The following is an 18,745-nucleotide window of genomic DNA, read 5'->3' as shown; positions in this document are numbered from 1 at the left end:
CGCACGCTCACGAAGCTCAGCAGGGTAGGTGGACGGACGCGCCATGACTCGATCCTCTCAGGGAATCGAGCCTCCATCAGACCCGGAGCGGTTCACCGAAGCCCGCCGCCAGGCCGAAGAAGCACGCAAGGCCCAAGCGGAGGAGGCGAAGAAGAAGACCAAGCACTGCCACTACATCCCCCGCCTCGGCTACTACCCCGACTGCCTCAAGGACGGCGGCGTCATGGACCCGCCGATCAACGTGGACCCGCAAGAGGCCGCCATGATCTACGGCGGACTGTGGACGCTCTCCGGCGGCAAGGACATCCAGGACTGCATCGAAAACCCCACCCTCGGCAAGTGCGCCTTCGCCACCATGGTCGTCATCCCCGGCGTCGGCGAACTCAAGGCCGCCAAGAAGGTCGAAGAGGGCGTCGAGGGCGTCGCCGAGGCCAGCCGGGTCAGCAAGACCGTCGACGGCTGGCTCCCCCAGGACGCCGTGGACAAGGTGCCGGACTCCCTCAAGCCGTTCATGAAGGGGAACAAGAAGGGCGTCGGTTACCGCTGGAACGACGGCAAGGGGAACGGCGTCCGTATCGACCAGGGAAACCCCAACAACTCCCAGGTGTTCCAGCAGGTCGACCACGTCGTCATCAACTCGGGTGGTAAGATCATCGGCCGCGATGGAAAGCCCATAGTCGGCTCGATCAAGGATCACGCCGAGGAGGCCCACATCCCCTTGGAGGAATGGCTGCGCTGGAAGAAATGGGACAAGCCGTGAACCAGACACCGCAGGTGCGACTGCCCCAGATGCGTGAGCAGATCATCTCCGCGGTCGATGCGCTGTCCGACCCCGACCACCAGCGACGCGTTTGGATCGAGCGCCAATACCCGCATCCCGGCTACTTCGACGACCTCACGCTGAACATCCACATCCTCTACGACGACACCGCCGTACTGGACGACCCTTCCGCGGCGATCGGCACCACACTCCGCGACGTCTCGGAGGCCCAGGCGATGCGACGCCTCGCCGACCGCCTCGACGAGATCCTCGACGCCCTGGAGCCCGAGGCGGACGACGCCGCCTACCTCGGACATCCACTGTGGCCAGGCGTCGTCGAAGCCGCGGCGCAGGCCCACGCGGCCCTCACCCGGTGACCCGCTGAGGACCCCGACAGCCTGGGCGCCTCGAGGCTGACCACACCACATCCCGCCACTCCCCGCCGTCCCGACCGCACACGCGGCCGGGACGGCGGGGAGCGGCTGCACGAGTCCATCCAGGACATCGCTCTCGTGGGCAAGCATGATCCGGGCGGGGAAGTGCCGCACGACCGCGACGGAGTCGCCGAACTCCCTTACGGCAGCACGGCACAGGCCCTCCGCCATGTTGACCAACCCGCCGCCGAGTATCAGGACTGGCGATGACCACATGCCCGCCGTCCTTCGTCGGCCAGGCCCGCCCGTACATGCATGCGGCGACGGTTCGCGTTGGGGAAGTGCCAGGCATGCTCGTCACGCACGGGGTGCAGCCGCGCGGGGGCAGGCAGAGTGAGTTCCGACACCATCGAATCCTTCCGAGAAGGTGTACAGCGGAACGCCGGCCCGCTCCCCGCTGGCCCGAGGGTCCCGAGCCACCTTGCCGTACATGCCTGACTTCCCTCAGATAACCAGTCAGGCACGTGCTGGATTCTCCTACATGCCCTACGTGCCTTACGAGTTCTTCGAACCCGAGATAACTCCCGATCCGCACTTCGTCAGCAGGGCCGGGATGCTGCGTGATCGCTTCCCCATCGGCCGGCTGCCCGCGTGGCTTAGAGGTCGCGCGGATAGGCGCGGTTGGGGGCTCAGCAGCAGAACGGGCATAGATCCTGGTGATCATGGAGTTGCCACGCTTCGTGATCACTGGGGAGACCTGTGCCCGCGCTTCCATCATGGCTGACCGAACTGCTCTGGGACCAATTCACGGCCCTGCTTCCCGAGCGGCCGCAGTTCCACCCGGACCATCCGCTCGGCTGCCACCGCCGGCGCATCAGCGACCGGATCATCTTCGACAAGATGCTGCAACTGCTGCGCTTCGGCTGTTCGTACGAGGCGATCGCCGACACGACCTGCTCGGCCACCACGATCCGCACCCGCCGCGATGAGTGGATACGGCTCGGCGTCTTCGCCCGGCTCAAGCAGATCGCGCTGAACTCCTACGACCGGATCGTCGGCCTCGTCCTCGACCAGATCGCCGTCGATGGCTCCATCACCAAGGCGCCCGGAGGCGGCGAGGCAGCCGGTCGCTCACCAGTCGACCGCGGCAAACAGGGCCTCAAACGCTCGGGCATGACAGACGGATACGGCATTGCGCTGGGTCGTGTCCTGGCCGGCGCCAACCGCCACGACTCCCCGTTACTCGCCCCCACCCTGGACCGCCTGGACGACCTCGGTCCGTTACCCGACGACATCACCGTCCACCTGGACGCCGGCTACGACTCGGACAAGACCCGCGCGCTGCTCAACGAACGCGGCTTCCACGGCCGCATCGCACACAAAGGCGAGAAGGCGCCCATCCAGGCCAGTCAGCGTTGGCACGTGGAACGCACCCACGCCTGGCAAAACGCCTTCCACCGGCTCGCCCGCTGCTACGAACGGCGCACCACCGTCAGCGACGCCTTCTTCGACCTCGCCGACACAATCATCACCGTACGCAGCCTGATCCGACGGGCATGGACCACCCACCGCTGGGACTCCCGCCCCCGACGCCGACCATGACCACCCACCTATCGGTGTGGCCCTCGGCCGCGGGAGCGAAAGTCAATGACGTCGGACGGCCTGCGCCTCGGCCCGTTCCACCGTTGCTCGCCCGTAGACGTGGACCAGTGCCAGGTGGAACAGCGCCGGGGCCACCGGAGCCCAGCGGTGGATGCGGTCCGAGTGCAGCAGGTACCTGGCCACCGTTGCCGCGCGGAACGGAACGTAGTCGATGGTCTGGTGCTCCCACCTGTCGGCGACCCCTCTGCTCAGCCGGGCCCGGAGCCCCTGGTGGGTCAACTCGTTCAGGCGCGCGTAGAAATGGGCGCTCCACTGGCGCTTCTCCACGTCCAGCACGAAGGCCAGGAGCACGAGAGAGTACTCGTGCGGCTCCAGGGACAGCTCCTCCCGCATGCCGCGCCGAGCAACCGCATGAAGGACCGGCGCGCTCCTGCCGGATGAATCGATGTGCCGGGACACACCCTCGTTGACGGAGGAGTTCCAGATGCCCGGTGCCATCCGGACCCGGTCGCTGCGCCGGCTGACCACCAGCATGTCGTCGGCGGTCACTACGGCGATGTTGACGCCCAGGCTGCACTGCAGAAACGCCGGCGCCTCAAGGGGGTGGTCGGGGTCGAGGTAGCGGGAGCGCAGTGTGCTCCCGTCAGGCAGCCGACGGTCGAGTTGCTGGGCGGCGAGGAAGGTGTAGTAGTCCGTGGGCCGCAGCCGCAGGCGGACTTCCGGTTGCTCGTCGACGGGTGTCCGGGAAATGTCGAACGACTCGACCGCGTATCGGAGACCGTTCCAGATCGGCGTTCGTCCCTCCGCCCGGAGCCGGGTGCTTTCGGCCTCGATCTCGTCCCACCAGTGCGCGATCTCCGCAGGAAGCTTGCTCTCGTCGTCGAGTACCTGGATGTGCACGCCCTCCGCAGGAATGGGTGTCTCGCCGTCTCCCTCGACGATCAGTGCCGGCGTGCGGAGAGGGCCCAGCGAGAAAGTCGTCCACGAGGGACCGGGCTCCTCCCGGAACCGAAGGCTTCGAACCGCACCGAACCAGCGTCTACGCACCCTGAACCATGAGTCCTGAAGGGGCTGTTGGAACAGCACTGCGAACAGCATCCCGATCACGGCACCGGCGACGCCGTTGACCATGTCTATCCCGCCCATGCCGCGGAGCGTAGCGGGGGAGGTCGAGCCTCGGGTGATCTTCGCCTTTCCCTTACCCCAGCCGCTCGCGGCCGCGAAGCATTCCAGTGATCACAGAGCGTCGCAACTCCCCGACCGCAAGGTGCTGCACCGGTTTCTGCCGGGTTGCCACCACCGCGCCTATCCGCGCCGCCTCTTAGCGAGCGGGACCTCGACATCTACGCCGGGGAGTTCGAACGGACCGGCGTGACCGGAGCACTCAACCAGCCCCGACGGCGCGCCGGGGGGAGGCGGTTGGCCCTGGCGTCGAGTGGCAGCTCTGGACGTTGGTATGTCAGTGGCGCCGGTTACGTTGCTGGGCATGACAAGTTGGATCAACTGCGGCGTCATAGCGTGGCTGGAAGAAGACTGGTGTGGGGACGACGAAAGCGTCCTGGTCTACTTCAAGGGGACCGGCCTGGCCGCCATGGCCGATGGCCTGTCCGCGCACGACCGGCCGCCGTTCGCCTACGGCGACGACACGGCACTCGGTGACTGGGGCGTGATCGTTCACCACATGTTCAACCCGTCTCGCGGCGACTTCGACGAGATCGACTACCGTGAGCTGTGCCCCCAGGGCGCTGAACTGATGGTGTTCGTTCCCAACCCGTCCATTGCCCAGGCCCACCGGCCCAAGGCGTACCGGTACAAGGACGGCCAGATATCGTCCTGCATCGACTACGAAGGCCCCGACTACGTCGGAGACTACTGGCCCAACAAGATGGCCTCCCTCATCACGGCGGCCGGACTGGACCACGAGAACGAGACCTACGAGGAGCAGCTGACCCAGCTGATCTGTGACCACCTGGGGCTGCCCGAACTGGATCGTGACACCATCACGGTGGACCGCGACCTGGTGGCCTCCTACTTCTAACGACTCTTGCTGCGCGACGTGCGCCGGTCAGGCGGAGGTGTGGGGTGCCCCGGGCCCCGCGCACCCGTGCGCCTGGGGGCGGGCGGGAGGAGGGCGTCTGGGTGGGGGAGCATGTGCCCAGTTGTCGCTCATTCTGAGGGGTCGTGATGCGTTCAATCCGCCGCGCCGTGCCGCCGGTGCTGCTCTCCTTCCTGCTGCTGGCAGGTTGTTCATCGGGCTCACACTCCGGGGCGGACACCTCGGGGAAGGGCGGAGCGTCGTCGGCCGCGGGAACCTCTGAGAATGCCGTACCAGCAGGTACGTCGAAGATCCCGGTGGGTGCGGGGCCGCAGACGACATACACGGTGCAGTAGCAGCAGCCGCCCGCAGACAGCTGTCACTACTGGTACGAGAAGGGTGAGCCCCTCGAGGACCGGTCGTGCACGCCGGGCGCGATCTCGCCGGCGGTGACGCAGGCGAACTTGGCGTCGACGATCTGCCGCAAGGGCGGCTACACCAAGGGGATCCGCCCGCCGGCCTCCGTCACCGGCAAGGAGAAGAAGCTCAACGCCGCCTCCTACGGCTACACCGGCAGCATGTCGGACGCCGAGTACGACCACCTCATCAGCCTCCAGCTCGGAGGCGACCCCAACGATCCCCAGCAATCTCTGGGTGGAGCCGGCCGATCCGGGTCACAAGCCGGGTGGCGGCATCAGCAACAAGAAGGATCCGGTGGAGACGAAGTTGCACACTGCCGTCTGCTCCGGGAAGGTCACCCTTGCCGCTGCGCAGAGCGCCATTGTCACCGACTGGACTACAGCCCTCAGCAGGCTTGGCCTCAACTGAGGTGCCGCCCTCTGCTTCAGGAATAGCAGCTCCGGCTGCTGGTGTGGCATCGTGGTGGCTTGCTGGGCCCGCCGCTTTCCCCCGTAGCGGCGGGCCCAGCTCTCGTTCAGCGGGCGGCGGCCGCCGACCCGTGCGAATAGTCCGGTTTCCTCCAGCCGGGTCCAGAACGAGGAAGGGTGCAGTTCGTTTCGAGTGATGGCCGCGATCAAGAGGTGAGGGCGTAAGTTCGCTGGTCGGGGGCGGGGTAGAGGCGTTCGTGCTCGCGGGCGGCGTGGTATCGCCAGTAGGGGTCGAGGTCGCCGTTGGAGACGACGGCACGCAGTCGCAGGACGGCTTCGGCTCCGGGAAGGCCCCAGCGGGCGCCGGTGATGTCGAGGCGGTCGGCGATCAGGTGGCGGCAGGCACCCTCCACCGCGCCGGTGGCGATCGGCCACCCGTTGTTGAGCGCGGTGTCGTAGTGAAGCTGGTCGAGATGCCCGGTCAGGTAGCGTTCGCAGGCGTCAACGGCCTCGCAGCGGGAGGCCGACAGGTGCTCCCGCTTGGCCTGGCCGGTCATCTCGGCGGCGGCCCGGGCGGCGTGGCCTGCCAGGATCGCGGTCAGATAGTCGGCTGCCCAGGATTCGGCCTCGGTGGTGCCGGGTTTGTGGAAAGCGTGGGCGGCGGCCCAGACGTACTCGGCGACGTGCACGAAGTCCAGCAGGACATGGACCGTGACGCCGCGTCGGCCAGTCTCAGCTGCGATCAGGTCGAGCTGGTGACGGGCGCCGTCGACCAGGACGACCCATGGCCGCAGGTGCTTCGGGTCGCGGGCCTCGGCCTGGTCGAAGGCGTCGGCGATGACCTGCTCGGGTGGGCGGACCAGCGAGGCCGTGCACCACTTGTTCTCCGCCCTCGGCCCCGGACGGGCCGGACGGTCGCCGCTTCGGCCGCCGGGCGGGTGGATCACATCATGCGGGCGCCTTGGGGCAGGGCGGGTGTCAAAGACGCAGGCCACGGTCGCCATCCGCTTCCGGTTCCGCTTTTCGCCCGGCGCGAGTCGGCCACGATGTCCGCCCGAGGCTTTCGCGGCGGCTCGACGGGGGCCTCCCGCAGGGCCGCCGGGCGCATGACCACACCCTTGCCGTCCACCTGGACCACCACCGGCATCTCGCGGCTGCACGGGACCGGGATCACAGTCCGGTAGAAGCCGTCGACGTCGACCGCGGCAGCGACCACGAGTTCTTCCAGCCTGCGTTTGCCGAGCACGTTCCCGCAGCGGCGTGTCACTGCATCGTGGGCCTGGTCGAACGAGCTGCGGACGGCTTCGGTCACCGCGAGCCGTCGTAATCCCGTCGAGTGTCGGCTCGCCGGCAGCGACAGCACAGCGTCGGCAGGGTGGACGTTGCTCACACCCTGGCCCCGGTGGGCGACCCGGGTGACCCGGACCATTCCGAACATGCTGGCCAGCCAGCGCGGGTGCCCGGTTTCGCGCCAGGGCCGCACCTGGCCTTCCGGCCCCACCACGACCTGCCGGGCACCGGAACGAATCTGCTCCTCCTCCCGCATCGCGCGCAGGTCGAGGTGATCCTGCAGCAGCAGGCGAAGCAGTTCCCGCCCGCCAGATCGAGGTATTCCTCCAGGTCAGTGTGGGTCCACGTGCCCGCATCGCTGCCCGACAAGGTGGTGGTCAGCGCCTCGAAGGCGCTGAAGGAGCGCGCAAAGGGGTCAGCGGTGGCATGCGTGTCGTACGGTGTCATCTCCAGGGCTCTTCCCGTCCAGCGTCGATTGGGTCGCACCTTCGAATGTAGGCGCGGAAGAGCCCTGTTTTAACGGGAGTTGGGCGAAACGCCACCCCAGCGCCGGGCCAGGGTGAACAGGCCGGGGACATCCTCGTCCAGCCAGCCCCGTTCCACCAGCCGCTTCAACTTCGACCGGGTGCCTTCGATCTTCCCGGTCTCGGCGGGCAGCCCGATCCTGGGCACGATCTGCTTCGCGCGGACCGGCCCCGGCGCGTCCGCCACCACCTCCATGATGTCCCGATACACCTGCGGCAGGACCTCCGTCCCCATCTCGGGCTGCCGGTTCGGAACCGTCAGCACCCCGATGACCTGCCGCTCGGCCCCTGCATACGCCGACGCCACCGAATCACCCGCGCTCGGCCGGGCGCTGTCGACCGCGACTGACGGCTTCTCCGGGGTCATCTCCGCGAGCACCTCGGCGACCGTCTCCCGCGCGATCCGCAACCGCTCCAGGCTCTCCCGGGTCAACTCCAGCTTTCCCGACAGCCCAGCAAGCTCGGCTTCCAACTCCTCCACCCGAACCCGGGCAGCTGCCTCGCGCGCTTCCAACTCCTCGAACAGCGAGCCCATCCGCCAGCCCTCCTCCAGCACCACGGTAGAGACGAGGAGCCACCGAACACAGCCCCAACGGGGCAGCCGAGATCGCGGTCGGCTCACGTGACAACTGCCGCTTGGCCCTCAGGGTGTGCGGAGCTGGGAGGGAAACCCGGTCCAGCGCAGGTCGTCCGGCAGATGGCTCATGTCGTTGTAGACCAGGACGCTCGCCGGCCGGGCCGGGGCGTAGCGGATGACGGTGAGCGCCGCGTTGCCGTGGTTGAGGCCCATCCAGCGCCACGCGGGGGCGTCCATCGCGGCGCGCACCAGCCAGGCGATGAGAAACGCGTGGGTGATCACAAGGTCGTGACGAGGGGTATCCCCCTTGTGATCCGGCCCGGTGAACTTCGTGACCGCCTGCCGGGCGAGCTCCGCGCCGCGTGCAGCCTCCTCGGCCGACACAGAGGCGAAACGCGCCGACATCGCGTCGGCGACCTCTGCGGGGAACTCGTCTCGCCCCGGGACGTATGGAACATAGTCGCCTGCTGTCTCGGACTCGCGCAGCGGCACCGCACTCAGCTGCTGCACTACCAGCCGGGCCGTCTGCACTGCCCGGGGCAGCGGACCGTGGTGGATGGCCGTCAGCGGTACGCCGCCCAGGCGCTTGCCAAGCAGCTCTGCCTGCCGTCGGCCAGCCTCTGTGAGCCCGCCTTCGTCGGGCGTGGCTTCACCATGACGAGCGAGATAGAGGTATCGATCTTGCACGCCGAGGTGGACGCCTACCCACAAGCCCGCGGTTCCTGTCCTTCCTCACTTTCCCTTCAGAGGAACCGCACCCTTCGGAGTTCACGACCTGTATTTGGCTGTGTCCCTGGCGGCGCCTCAGCTTTCGGGTAACCGTCGCGTCGCATGACGCTGCTGCGCCGTTGTTGCTGTCAGTGGCCCGCGATCGCCTCTGCCTCGTGACGGGGAGAACTACAAGGCCGTTGACACTTAACCGTCGGAGCGAGGAAGGCGTGTTCTGCCCCTCTTCCCACAGGCGGACACCGACCGTCAGCAGTGGCGAGATGCGGGCTTGGTGTTGGCATCGTCTGCGCCAGATCGACCAATGCAGGACATGCTCGATGGGTGCTGGCCGGCGGTTGGTGAGCCGAGTGATCAGAACCGGACTCGACGACGACTTCCCAGCCTTGCCCTTCAGCCTCATCCGCGGAATCGGACGATAGGCTGAATCGTCTGGTTCATTGTGCCGTCCCCCTGATGTTTCAACAGGATAGGAGTGATTGCGATGCCCATGCCGGCCCACCCGCCGAAAAACTCATCAAGCCCCTTTTCCTCCTTCAGAGGTCACCATGTCGGTATCCGCGTTCCCGACTACGACGCGGCGAAGGCTTGGTACACGGAGAAGCTGGACTTCCGAGTGCTCCAGGAGTGGCCTTACGGTGAGCTGAAGCTCGCGTACCTCTGCCCGCCCAACGATGACCACTTCCATGTGGAACTGCTGGCCGGGCCCGTACCCTTCCCGCAGGAGGTTCTCAACGACCTCGGAGTCAGCCTGCAGCACGGCGGCTACCAGCACATGTGCGTCCATGTCGACGATGTCGACGCGGCACGTGCGGAGCTCGCCAGCCGTGGTGTAGACCTTATCGGTGAGCCTTTCGAGATCGAGGACATCAGCCGGCGACTGGCGTTCTTCCGTGACCCGTGGGGCAATATGATCGAACTGTCGCAAAAGCTGGCCGGTGCTGGTTGGTGATCGGCTGCACAACATCAGCATGCGCGCACACGGGCCCGATCCCATCCAACAAGACTCGGGCGTCTGCGCGACATACAGGATCCGTCTGTTGCGCCAGCTCTTGCCTTGGCCAGCGTACTGTCCGCAAAGATCAGCGCGGGCATTCCCTCTCGTACGTTGCGATGCAGTCGAATGACAAATCGCCGTCTACGCTCCACGGCCGACATCACCTAGAAATCCGGCCGGGTCGGGCGCTCCGTGGTTCCGCTTCCGCGATCGAGTAGCTTGGCGCGGGCGAGTCGGCGCGCTGCTGGTGGGCTGGGCGCACTGTGTTCGCTAGCGTCGGCCCATGTTGCATACGAGATTCACTGAAATGTTCGGTATCGCCTACCCGGTGATGGCGGCCCCGATGGCACTGCACAGCGGCGGAACACTCGCCGCCGCTGTCTCCGCGGCCGGCGGGCTCGGCTCCTTCGGGGGTACACATCCCTGGAAAGGGCCGGACTGGATCCATGCGGAGATCGCAACCATCCGCGCTACGACCCACCTTCCTTTCGGAGTCGGCTTCATCACGCCGCTCCTCCCCTTCACCGAACCGCATTTCGAGGCCGCTCTGGAAGAGCGACCAGAGGTCATCGCGCTGTCGTTCGCGGACCCGCAGCCGTGGCTTGCTCGTGCCAAGGCCGTTGGAGCGCGGGTGATGTGCCAAGTACAGAACTACGTTGACGCGCAGGCGGCCGTCGCCGCTGGTGCCGATGTCCTCGTGGCGCAAGGCACGGAGGCCGGTGGCCATACCGGGAGGATGGGCCTTCTGCCGTTCCTGGCCGGGATCGTGAGGCGTTACCCCGATGTTCCGGTGCTGGCCGCAGGAGGCATTGGCGATGGCCGCACACTCGCGGCCGTCCTCACCGCCGGGGCGGACGGCGCATGGCTGGGCACGGCGTTTCTCGCCACGCCCGAAGCGATCGAGGTACACGATGCCCACAAGCGCCTGATCGTGGAGAGTGACGGCAGTGACACCGTATGGACACGGACGTACGACATCGTGTCGGGGCTGCCGTGGCCGGAGACCATCGGTGAACGAGTTCGCCGCAATCGGTTCACCGATGAGTGGTCAGAGCGCGAGGCGGCTCTGCGGGACCGCAAGGAGGAATTCGCGCCTCCCAAGAATGTCAGTCCCGTGGAGGGCCCGCCCAACCTTGACACGAGCGCGATTCTCTATGGCCAGTCGGCGATCTTCGTCAATGCCGTCCGTCCTGCCGCAGAAGTGGTCCGGACGATCGGTGACGAGGCCGAGGCGATCCTGGCCTCACGGCCTCGATCGCTGCTTGGCTGACGAGCAATCCCGCTCGTGCCGGTACGCCGAAGCTCGAGGGCCCGTTCGTGTACTTCATTCTCGTGATGCTTCCGAGGCGTGCTCGGCGATGGCCTCGAAGAGGAGGAGGCCCTGATCCACCAGTGCCTCCCTTGAGATGCCCAGCTCTCCGTTGAACCAGCTCAGCAGCATCTCGCTGACGGCCCCCACGACGGCCACGGACAGGGTGGCGGGGTCCATCCGAGGATCGTGAAGCCCTTCCCTCAGGAGGGAGTCCACGAGGTCGCTCATGCGCTGCAGGCCCAGACGCCGTTCGTGTGCTGTGAGAGGACCGGCTCCCAGGGATTCCGTGAGTTTGACGCGCCCTTTTCTCGGTTCTTCCACAGAGAGCGCGACGATGGCGTCGATCACGTTCCGAGCCCGGTCGCGCAGCGGCTGGTCCGTGGCGATCACGCCGGCGCACCGGGTGATCTGTTCCTCGTAGATGTCCCTCATGAGCGCCGCCATGAGATCGTCGAGGGACGTGAAGCTCTCCGCGAAGTACCGGTCCTTCAGTCCGGCGTGGCGGAGTACCGCACGGATGGAGGTGTGAGCATATCCGCGGCTGGAGAAGAGTTCCAGGCCGCTTTCCATGAGGCGCCGACGGCGGAGCGAAGCGCGCTCTTCCGCCGTGGCTCCGCCATATGTCCTCACGATGCGCCACCTCCTTGAGGCGTACCGCTCATGGTGCGATGTCATGCACCGGGCCCGTCCTGCCGCCACGATGCTCAGGGGCCTCGTGGGGGTCTTCGAGCCGGCTGCCTGACTTCCCTCATCGGGCGACGGCCATATCCATGGACATTCCGCTAATATCTCACATCTGGTGACAGATTACCCCAGATGGGTGTAACGTCGAGTTTATTCAGTTGTGAATCATGAAAGCGCTCCCCCAAGGCCGGCACCGGGCGCAGGGGGCGTCGCAGACGTGGCCCACCCGCAGATTCGACGCGCCGGGCCACCGCGCAGGAAAACCATGACCGTCAGCGGCCTGCGTAACGCGCTGAGCACCCTCGCGCCCGCGCTGGTCATCCACCTATCGAACACCACGGAGTGTCGTGGTCCCGTGGCATGCCGTGGGGAGAGTTCACCAATGGATCCCAACCATCTGTTCATCGGCGGACGCTGGGTGCACACGTCCAGCGACCGTGTCATCGACGTCGCATCCGCGAGTACCGGCGATCATCTCGGTACCGTGCCGGACGGTTCCCAGGACGACATCGACCGAGCGGTCGGAGCCGCTCGTGCCGCATTCGACGCACCGGCCGGCTGGGCCTCCTGGGGCCCTGAACATCGCGCGGCCGCCATGATCCGTCTCGCGGACGCGCTCGAGGCGAGGAAGGGGGCGACGTCCGCCGCCGTCAGCGCGCAGAACGGCATGCCGATCACTGTCGCCCGGTCCTTCGAAGGTGTGGTGCCATCAGCCCTGCTGCGCTACTACGCGGGTCTGGCCCACACCATGACGTCCGAGGAACTGCGCACCGGACTGCCCCGTGGCACCACCCTGGTCCGCCGGGAACCCGCCGGCGTCGTAGCCGCCATCATGACCTGGAACTTCCCTCAGACCATCGCCTTCTTCAAGATGGCCCCGGCTCTGGCGGCCGGTTGCGCGCTCGTCCTCAAGCCGGCTCCGGAGACGGTCCTCGACTCGGTGCTGTTGGCGGAGGCGGTCGAGGAAGCGGGGATCCCCGACGGCGTGATCAACATCGTTCCGGGCGGCCGCGACACCGGCGCGTACCTGGTCTCCCATCCTGACATCGACAAGGTGTCGTTCACCGGATCCACCAGTGCGGGGCGTCAAGTGGCCGCCGCATGCGCCGAATTGCTGCGACCGGTGACCCTGGAGCTGGGAGGTAAGTCCGCGGCCGTCGTCCTCGACGACGCCGACCTCACCGCGACCGCGGAGCAGTTCTTCATGGCCAGTCTGCTGAACAACGGTCAGACCTGTTACGCCAGTACCAGGATCCTGGCCCCACGCAGCAGGTATCGGGAAGTGGTCGGGTTCTGTACGGCGATGGTCCGTGACGCCGTCGTCGGTGACGCGCTCGACCCCGACACCCAGATCGGCCCGCTCGTCAGCCGGCGCCAGCGCGAACGAGTCCTGGGTTACATCAAGACCGGCCTCAACGAAGGGGCTCGGCTCACCACCGGAGGGGGCCGGCCACCCGGCCTCGATCGGGGCTGGTTCGTCGAACCCACCGTATTCGCCGACGTCGAGAACTCGTCGACCATCGCGCAGGAGGAAATCTTCGGCCCGGTCCTCACGGTCACGCCCTACGACGGCGAGGACGATGCGGTGCGCCTGGCGAACGAGTCGGCCTATGGCCTCGCCGGCACCGTCTGGACCACGGACCTGGACCACGGTGCCCAGGTGGCCCGCCGTCTGCGGACCGGCACCGTCGGGCTCAACGGCTATCTGCCTGACCTGACCTCCCCCTACGGAGGCAGGAAGGCCAGCGGCCTCGGCACCGAACTGGGGCCCGAGGGGCTTCACGCATACCAGCAACTCCAGTCGATCTACCACCCCTGATGCGACAGCCGGCGCCGGTCGCCCCACTCGGGCGAGTCCGGGCGACGGCCGCTCGCCGGGCGAGGGAACCAGCATGACTTCCACCGGAACCGAAGGATTCGACTACGTCATCGTGGGCGCCGGCAGCGCCGGTTGTGTGCTCGCGGACCGCCTGAGTCGCGACGACCGCGTTCGGGTGCTGCTCCTCGAAGCGGGCGGCCCTGACACCGACGAGCTCATCCACATCCCAGCCGCACTGGGAATGCTCTTCGGATCGCATAGCGACTGGAGCTACCGGACGCTCGAGCAGCCCCAGCCGGGACGCACCTTCTCCTGGCCCCGGGGCAAGACACTGGGCGGCTCATCATCCACCAACGTCATGATCTACACCCGTGGCAACCGGGACGACTACGACAGCTGGCGTGACGAGCACGGAGCCAAGGGCTGGGGCTACGACGACGTCCTGCCCTATTTCATGAAGTCCGAGTCGAACCGCCGCCTCGGCGAGCCCTACCACGGTTCGGACGGACCCCTGCACGTCGAGGACCGCGTCTACACCCACGAACTCTCACAATCCTGGCTTGACGCCGCCGGGGAATGGGGACTGGACCGCAACGACGACTTCGCGGGTGCGTCCCCTGCCGGTGCCGGCCTGTACCAGGTGACATGCCATCACGGGCGGCGATGGTCCACGGCCGACGCCTATCTGCGCCCGGCCCTCGGCCGATCCAATCTGGTGGTACACACCAGCGCCCTGGCCACAAAGGTCACGCTCGACGGATCACGCGCAGCCGGCGTCACCTATGTCCGGAACGGACAGGAACGCACGGCTCACGCCGACGGGGAGATACTGCTCTGCGGCGGATCCATCAACTCGCCCCAGCTGCTGCTTCTGTCGGGCATAGGCGATCCCGATGAGCTGCACGATCTGGGGATAGACGTCCGAGTCCCTCCAAGCCGCCCTGGCCGATCATCGCAGCGTGCTGGTGGACTGCGGCGGGCTGACCTTCTGCGACTGCACCGGCCTGTCCGTGCTGCTGGCCGCCGCCCGCGCGGCGAAGGCCGGCGGCAGAGATCTGCGGCTGTGCGCGGTCCCACACCCGCTGGCGAGGCTGCTGCGGCTGACCCACGCAGGCCGCGCCTTCACCATCGAACAGCCAGACGACCGGTAAAGCGCGCGGGTCAGCGGCTCGGTGCGGCGCGGCGCGAGCGCCGTGGCGAATCCCTCGACCATGGGCTGACCCGGCTGCGTCAGCACACCGCCGCCCTCGCCCGCGAACCCCATCGTGTCTTCTGCGACGAACTGCTCAGGGGGATCGGCGCCGACAGCACCGACGACATCGCCCTGCTTGCCCTGCACCCCACCCCACCGGCCGGCACCTGATCCGGCTGACGCCTTGAGGCCAGGTGCCGCAACCGGTGTCGAGACTCTGCCCGTCCGGCGTACATCTCCCGCCTGCCGGCACTCGTTGATCTCGGGGTGGCAGCACAACAACCTGACGCAGGCGCGCACTACGCGCAGTGGCGGGAGCATCTGCGGCGGTCCTGGCATGCGGTGAGCCGGCGTTCATCGATCGCCTGGGCGTGACCTGCGACGAGGGCGGCATGAACGGGCGATCACCCGCGGTTGATGACTCGCCCGGTCCCGCAGGGACGCGCCCCATGGAAGTGACCGAATGATCCGCTCTCGCGGAGGTGCACCGCGATGACGCTGCCTGTGCGACGCCGGCCTGGCAGCCTGCTGGAGAGTCCGTTCTCCCGCTTCGGTTGGGGTGAACCCGTCGCCGCCGAGTTCGAGGGAGTGGTCGGGAGAAGAAGCTCAACGCCGCCTCCTACGGCTACAAGGGCAGCCTCGGGGATGCTGAATGTGATCATCTTCTTTCGCTTCAGCTCGGCGGCGACCCGAACGACGGATGTGGTGTCAGGGCAGCGGCGTTCCGCCGGTGGCGTTCAGGATCTCCGCCGTGATGAAGCTCGCGCGATCGGATGCGAGGAAGACATACGCGGGTGCCATTTCCGCGGGCTGAGCCGGCCGGGCCAAGGGGGCTTGCTTGCCGAACTCCCTGGTGTCCGGAAGGGTCGCCGGGATCAGGGGAGTCCATACGGGGCCGGGAGCCACGGCGTTGACCCGGATCCCGTCGGGGGCGACCATCTGGGCGAGTCCTTGGGTGAAGGTGACGATCGCGCCCTTGGTCGTGGCGTAGTCGAGGAGATGGGGGCTGGGCTTGTATGCCTGCACTGAGGTGGTGTTGATGATCGATCCCCCTGCCGGGATGTGCGGCAGGGCCTTCTTGCACAGCCAGAACATGCCGTAGAGGTTCGTGCGCATGACCCGGTCGAACTGTTCCGTGGTGATCGCCTGGATGCCGTCGGGCTGGGACATCTGATAAGCCGCGTTGTTGACGAGGATGTCGATCCGTCCGAACTCGGCCACGGCCCGTTCGATCAACTGGCCGCACTGTTCCTCCGCACGGATGTCGCACGCCACGGCGACCGCCTTGCTGCCTGCCTCCTCGACGAGCCGTGCGGTCTCGCGCGCGTCCTCGTCCTCCTCCGCAAGATGCGTGAACAGAACATCGGCGCCTTCGCGGGCGAAGGCGAGGCACACGGCGCGGCCGATACCTGAGTCGCCGCCGGTGACCACGGCCTTTCGCCCCTCCAGCAGCCCGCTGCCCTCGTACGTCGCCTCACCGTGATCGGGAGGAGGGTCCATGGGACCGGTCCACCCGGGATGCTCTTGATCCTGCTCCGGGAAGTCGGGCTGGGGATGCTTGTGCGTGGGGTGCTCGCTCATGACACGACTCTCGCTAGGGGATGCTTGCGTGCGGCTGACTCTGGACTCCCGGCCTCGAGGGAGGGCTTCTGTTCGGAGGGACGTCGCCCTCCCGCCGACGATCTGCACCGCAAGGACCTGCGACCGCGGTGACGTGCGGCACCGTGGTGTCCGGTCCGCCCGTGGCGCTCGGATGCAGGGGTACAGGTGGGGCGATCGGCCGGTGGTCTTCGCGTATCGGGGGACTCGGGTCACATGAGTTACGTAAATCCCGATCCGGAGCCCGAGCGGACCACCGGGCTGGAGCCCGGAGGCGGTGTCCCTCCCGGAGAGACCCCGCCCGCCGAGAGCAGCATGCCCGAGGCCAGGCCCCAGGAGACGCACAACCCGCCCAAAGGCTGGGCCAAGGCCCCGCTGACGCTGATCCTCGTCCTCGTCGTCCTGGTCGCGGCCTTCTTCCTGGCATACGCTCTCGCCCTGATCCTCTGACCTCTAGGCATGCCCCAGGAGTGCATGGCCCGCACTCGACGGGTAACGCCCGCCGCCTGTCTTGCATCCCCATGAGCAGCAGCTGCTCTCGAGCACCTTCGCCGGAGCACCGTCAGGGCCGCATGCTCACGGGGAGCGGGATGGGTCTGCTGCGGTGCTGCCTGGATCAGGACTTGCCGCGGCCGGTGACGAAGTCGCGGGCCCGGTCCACCAGGCCGGCGCCCGGGGCGAGGAGCTTGTTCGCGGGTGGCGTGTCGGGTGCAGAGGGGTGGGGGCGGGTGGGGGCCATGGCCTTGGCCCGGCGGACTTTGTCTCCGAGCTCGGTCAGTGTCTCGGAGGAGCAGGCCTGGCGCAGCATCGGGAAGAGGTTGTTCTCCTCGTCGTCCACGTGTGCGGCCACTTCGTCCATGAGCTGCTGCAGCAGCGGGCTCATCTGCGGGTCGTCGTCCTGCACCTTCTCCAGCTGCTTGAGAAGCTTCTCGACCCGGCCGTGATCGGCGATCTCCTTGTCCGCGATCTGGTCACCGCCCTGGATGTGCTCGCGCACCGCCGGGTACAGGTACTCCTCCTCGGCGATCGAGTGACGTACCAATTCGATGGTGACCTCGTTCACGAGATCGCGTAGTTCCTGCCCACCGCCGGTCATCGCCTGGATCCGGCCGAAGATCTCCTCGACCTCCCGGTGGTCGGTCATAAGCTCCTCAATGACGTTGCCGCCGTGCCCCATCACACTCTCACCTTTCGGTCGGTCCGATTTTCAAGGCTGAGCGATCGCCCAGCAGACATGGTTTCCCCCCGAGGGGCGCGGCCGTGCGCGCACTCCACCCGGGCGGGACGCAACCCAGCACCGTCTGGCCAAGAGCCGTCCCTCAGCGGCCGAGCGCGTTCTCCAGCTGCCGCTTGGTCATCGAGGAGCGGCCCTGGATATGGCGCTTCTTCGCCTCTTCGTACAGCTGGTCCCTGGTGGGCCCTTCCGCCCCCCTGTGCGAGCGCTGCCCACCGCGCTGCGACGCCGACTTCTCATCCCGGGTGGAGGCCTTGCCGGCGGACTGCGACTCGCCCGACCTGGCGCGCTCCTTGTTCACCGACCGGGCAGCGATCTCCTTGGCCCGCTTGGGCGACTCGCCACGATCTTGGGCGCTCTTCTTGATGTGCTCGTATTGCCGCTCTCGCTTGGGGCTCGATCCCGCAGGCATTTACTGTCCTTTCCTAAAGGGCTTTCACGTCCCACTCTCGGGGTGAAGTAAGCACACAGCCACGGCTCGGCGTCCGTTCGGGGCCCCGGGCTCCATCGAGGAGCCAGCCCCCGGCAGACAGACGCCCCAAAGGCTCCCGCCGTAAGCCGCCCTCTGTCGGTCCCGGCTGGAAGGTGACAGTCAGAGAGCGAGAACGGAGTCGTCTTCGGTACGGGCTCCGGGCAACTGGTGGCGGGCGGCGATCAGGGCGGCATCGATGTCGCACGTGCCGGTCGACACGCACAACGTGTAGGCGATGTCATCCATACGCCGGCGTACGTCCTGGCTGCCGTCTTCGGCGCGCAGGATACGCAGCGTCTCGTACTGCTCGATCAGGTTCTGCAGCACGGCGGGGTGTGCCATGAGCATCGGGAGCCTCCCTCGTCGCCACCACTCACATAGGGTCATGCACCAAGGCGTGTGCCCAAGGCCTTGGCTGCCAATCCATACCTCACAGGGCAGCAACATGTGCGCGGCCACCAATCGGAACGACACGACTGCAGCGCGGAGACCGGCATCCTGGCGGGAAGTGAGTTCGCGGATTCCGGCGTGGGCCAGCCGTGCGGCGTGGAGATCGTGCTCGTTGAACGCTTCCGCAGGTGTCGGGCGTAACTGCGTGCATTCCTCCAGCCCTTCTCGACGACGGCCGAATCCTGGTTCAACCGACGCCGACACTCGCCCCGCATCATCGGGACGTGCCGACTACCGACTCCAGCAGTCACGGGTTGGGGTGGGTTGGGGT

At 67.2% G+C, this 18,745-nt stretch carries 18 protein-coding genes and 1 pseudogene; 9 read left to right on the top strand and 10 right to left on the bottom strand.

Translation table 11 applies throughout. The features are described from left to right. Positions 1–43 precede the first annotated feature (43 nt). The 3 genes from ABT288_RS44860 (at position 44) to ABT288_RS44850 (ending at position 2,736) form a co-directional block, all read left to right on the top strand. Positions 44–760: a hypothetical protein gene (locus tag ABT288_RS44860; protein WP_351621276.1), complete on the top strand. Its 717-nt coding sequence runs from the start codon at positions 44–46 to the stop codon at positions 758–760. Beyond that, positions 757–1,137 carry an SCO4402 family protein gene (locus ABT288_RS44855; protein ID WP_351621273.1) on the top strand — a complete coding sequence of 127 codons (381 nt, stop codon included), beginning with the start codon at positions 757–759 and terminating at the stop codon, positions 1,135–1,137. The genes ABT288_RS44860 and ABT288_RS44855 overlap by 4 nt, the downstream gene beginning before the upstream one ends. A 756-nt stretch (positions 1,138–1,893) precedes the next feature. Further along, complete coding sequence (locus ABT288_RS44850) at positions 1,894–2,736, top strand: IS5 family transposase (protein WP_351621271.1); 843 nt, start codon at positions 1,894–1,896, stop codon at positions 2,734–2,736. Positions 2,737–2,778: 42 nt separating this feature from the next. On the opposite strand, the gene ABT288_RS44845 is transcribed toward ABT288_RS44850, so the two are convergent. Further along, complete coding sequence (locus ABT288_RS44845; protein ID WP_351621269.1) at positions 2,779–3,882, bottom strand: PH domain-containing protein; 1,104 nt, start codon at positions 3,880–3,882, stop codon at positions 2,779–2,781. 340 nt (positions 3,883–4,222) lie between these two features. Between ABT288_RS44845 and ABT288_RS44840 the strand changes: the two genes are divergently transcribed. Continuing rightward, positions 4,223–4,774, top strand: coding sequence for a hypothetical protein (locus ABT288_RS44840; RefSeq protein ID WP_351621267.1), 552 nt, complete (start codon positions 4,223–4,225; stop codon positions 4,772–4,774). 671 nt (positions 4,775–5,445) lie between these two features. Here the strand turns inward: ABT288_RS44840 and ABT288_RS44835 are convergent. The 4 genes and pseudogenes from ABT288_RS44835 to ABT288_RS44820 form a co-directional block, all read right to left on the bottom strand. Then, the gene (locus tag ABT288_RS44835; RefSeq protein WP_351621264.1) at positions 5,446–5,808 is read right to left on the bottom strand and encodes a hypothetical protein; all 363 of its coding nucleotides are present in this window, start codon (positions 5,806–5,808) and stop codon (positions 5,446–5,448) included. Continuing rightward, positions 5,805–7,335 (bottom strand): annotated as a pseudogene (locus ABT288_RS44830) (ISKra4 family transposase). The gene ABT288_RS44835 and the pseudogene ABT288_RS44830 overlap by 4 nt, the downstream one beginning before the upstream one ends. Before the next feature lie 69 nt (positions 7,336–7,404). After that, on the bottom strand, positions 7,405–7,971 hold the full coding sequence (locus ABT288_RS44825) for a hypothetical protein (RefSeq protein WP_351621261.1): 567 nt from the start codon (positions 7,969–7,971) through the stop codon (positions 7,405–7,407). A gap of 84 nt (positions 7,972–8,055) precedes the next feature. Beyond that, positions 8,056–8,700, bottom strand: coding sequence for a histidine phosphatase family protein (locus ABT288_RS44820; RefSeq protein ID WP_502972990.1), 645 nt, complete (start codon positions 8,698–8,700; stop codon positions 8,056–8,058). A 499-nt stretch (positions 8,701–9,199) separates the two neighbouring features. On the opposite strand from ABT288_RS44820, the gene ABT288_RS44815 reads away from it, so the two are divergent. Both ABT288_RS44815 and ABT288_RS44810 read left to right on the top strand, forming a co-directional pair. Beyond that, complete coding sequence (locus ABT288_RS44815) at positions 9,200–9,667, top strand: VOC family protein (RefSeq protein ID WP_351621255.1); 468 nt, start codon at positions 9,200–9,202, stop codon at positions 9,665–9,667. Positions 9,668–9,995: 328 nt separating this feature from the next. Beyond that, positions 9,996–10,982, top strand: coding sequence for an NAD(P)H-dependent flavin oxidoreductase (locus tag ABT288_RS44810; protein ID WP_502972989.1), 987 nt, complete (start codon positions 9,996–9,998; stop codon positions 10,980–10,982). 54 nt (positions 10,983–11,036) lie between these two features. Here the strand turns inward: ABT288_RS44810 and ABT288_RS44805 are convergent, their stop codons facing one another. Then, positions 11,037–11,723: a TetR/AcrR family transcriptional regulator gene (locus tag ABT288_RS44805; protein ID WP_351621250.1), complete on the bottom strand. Its 687-nt coding sequence runs from the start codon at positions 11,721–11,723 to the stop codon at positions 11,037–11,039. A gap of 367 nt (positions 11,724–12,090) precedes the next feature. On the opposite strand from ABT288_RS44805, the gene ABT288_RS44800 reads away from it, so the two are divergent. Both ABT288_RS44800 and ABT288_RS50435 read left to right on the top strand, forming a co-directional pair. After that, positions 12,091–13,527 carry an aldehyde dehydrogenase gene (locus ABT288_RS44800; RefSeq protein ID WP_351621248.1) on the top strand — a complete coding sequence of 479 codons (1,437 nt, stop codon included), beginning with the start codon at positions 12,091–12,093 and terminating at the stop codon, positions 13,525–13,527. Positions 13,528–13,600: 73 nt separating this feature from the next. After that, positions 13,601–14,890, top strand: a complete 1,290-nt coding sequence (locus tag ABT288_RS50435) for a GMC family oxidoreductase (protein WP_502972988.1) — start codon at positions 13,601–13,603, stop codon at positions 14,888–14,890. A 537-nt stretch (positions 14,891–15,427) separates the two neighbouring features. Here ABT288_RS50435 and ABT288_RS44785 read toward each other — a convergent pair. Next, positions 15,428–16,300, bottom strand: coding sequence for an SDR family oxidoreductase (locus tag ABT288_RS44785; protein ID WP_351621246.1), 873 nt, complete (start codon positions 16,298–16,300; stop codon positions 15,428–15,430). 234 nt (positions 16,301–16,534) lie between these two features. Between ABT288_RS44785 and ABT288_RS44780 the strand changes: the two genes are divergently transcribed. After that, on the top strand, positions 16,535–16,768 hold the full coding sequence (locus tag ABT288_RS44780) for a DUF6480 family protein (protein ID WP_351621245.1): 234 nt from the start codon (positions 16,535–16,537) through the stop codon (positions 16,766–16,768). 166 nt (positions 16,769–16,934) lie between these two features. Here ABT288_RS44780 and ABT288_RS44775 read toward each other — a convergent pair whose 3' ends face one another. The 3 genes from ABT288_RS44775 to ABT288_RS44765 all read right to left on the bottom strand — a co-directional run bounded on the left by ABT288_RS44775 (position 16,935) and on the right by ABT288_RS44765 (position 18,372). Next, the gene (locus ABT288_RS44775) at positions 16,935–17,495 is read right to left on the bottom strand and encodes a hemerythrin domain-containing protein (protein WP_351621244.1); all 561 of its coding nucleotides are present in this window, start codon (positions 17,493–17,495) and stop codon (positions 16,935–16,937) included. A 142-nt stretch (positions 17,496–17,637) separates the two neighbouring features. Next, a complete protein-coding gene (locus ABT288_RS44770; protein WP_351621243.1) occupies positions 17,638–17,964 on the bottom strand; it encodes a plasmid stabilization protein in 327 nt (108 codons plus the stop codon). A 180-nt stretch (positions 17,965–18,144) separates the two neighbouring features. Further along, entirely contained in the window at positions 18,145–18,372 is a 228-nt protein-coding gene (locus tag ABT288_RS44765) for a DUF5133 domain-containing protein (RefSeq protein ID WP_351621241.1), read from the bottom strand. Positions 18,373–18,745 lie beyond the last annotated feature (373 nt).

The organism is Streptomyces sp. NPDC001093, from assembly GCF_040298985.1.
GTDB lineage: Bacteria > Actinomycetota > Actinomycetes > Streptomycetales > Streptomycetaceae > Streptomyces.
This window is presented reverse-complemented; position numbering and strand designations above follow the sequence as displayed.

Coding starts and splice junctions, on each gene's coding strand:
- ABT288_RS44845 (WP_351621269.1), bottom strand. CDS start 3,882: ATGGGCGGGATAGACATGGTCAACGGCGTCGCCGGTGCCGTGATCGGG.
- ABT288_RS44770 (WP_351621243.1), bottom strand. CDS start 17,964: ATGCCTGCGGGATCGAGCCCCAAGCGAGAGCGGCAATACGAGCACATC.
- ABT288_RS44785 (WP_351621246.1), bottom strand. CDS start 16,300: ATGAGCGAGCACCCCACGCACAAGCATCCCCAGCCCGACTTCCCGGAG.
- ABT288_RS44775 (WP_351621244.1), bottom strand. CDS start 17,495: ATGGGGCACGGCGGCAACGTCATTGAGGAGCTTATGACCGACCACCGG.
- ABT288_RS44815 (WP_351621255.1), top strand. CDS start 9,200: ATGCCCATGCCGGCCCACCCGCCGAAAAACTCATCAAGCCCCTTTTCC.
- ABT288_RS44860 (WP_351621276.1), top strand. CDS start 44: ATGACTCGATCCTCTCAGGGAATCGAGCCTCCATCAGACCCGGAGCGG.
- ABT288_RS44810 (WP_502972989.1), top strand. CDS start 9,996: ATGTTGCATACGAGATTCACTGAAATGTTCGGTATCGCCTACCCGGTG.
- ABT288_RS44800 (WP_351621248.1), top strand. CDS start 12,091: ATGGATCCCAACCATCTGTTCATCGGCGGACGCTGGGTGCACACGTCC.
- ABT288_RS44780 (WP_351621245.1), top strand. CDS start 16,535: ATGAGTTACGTAAATCCCGATCCGGAGCCCGAGCGGACCACCGGGCTG.
- ABT288_RS44840 (WP_351621267.1), top strand. CDS start 4,223: ATGACAAGTTGGATCAACTGCGGCGTCATAGCGTGGCTGGAAGAAGAC.
- ABT288_RS44765 (WP_351621241.1), bottom strand. CDS start 18,372: ATGCTCATGGCACACCCCGCCGTGCTGCAGAACCTGATCGAGCAGTAC.
- ABT288_RS50435 (WP_502972988.1), top strand. CDS start 13,601: ATGACTTCCACCGGAACCGAAGGATTCGACTACGTCATCGTGGGCGCC.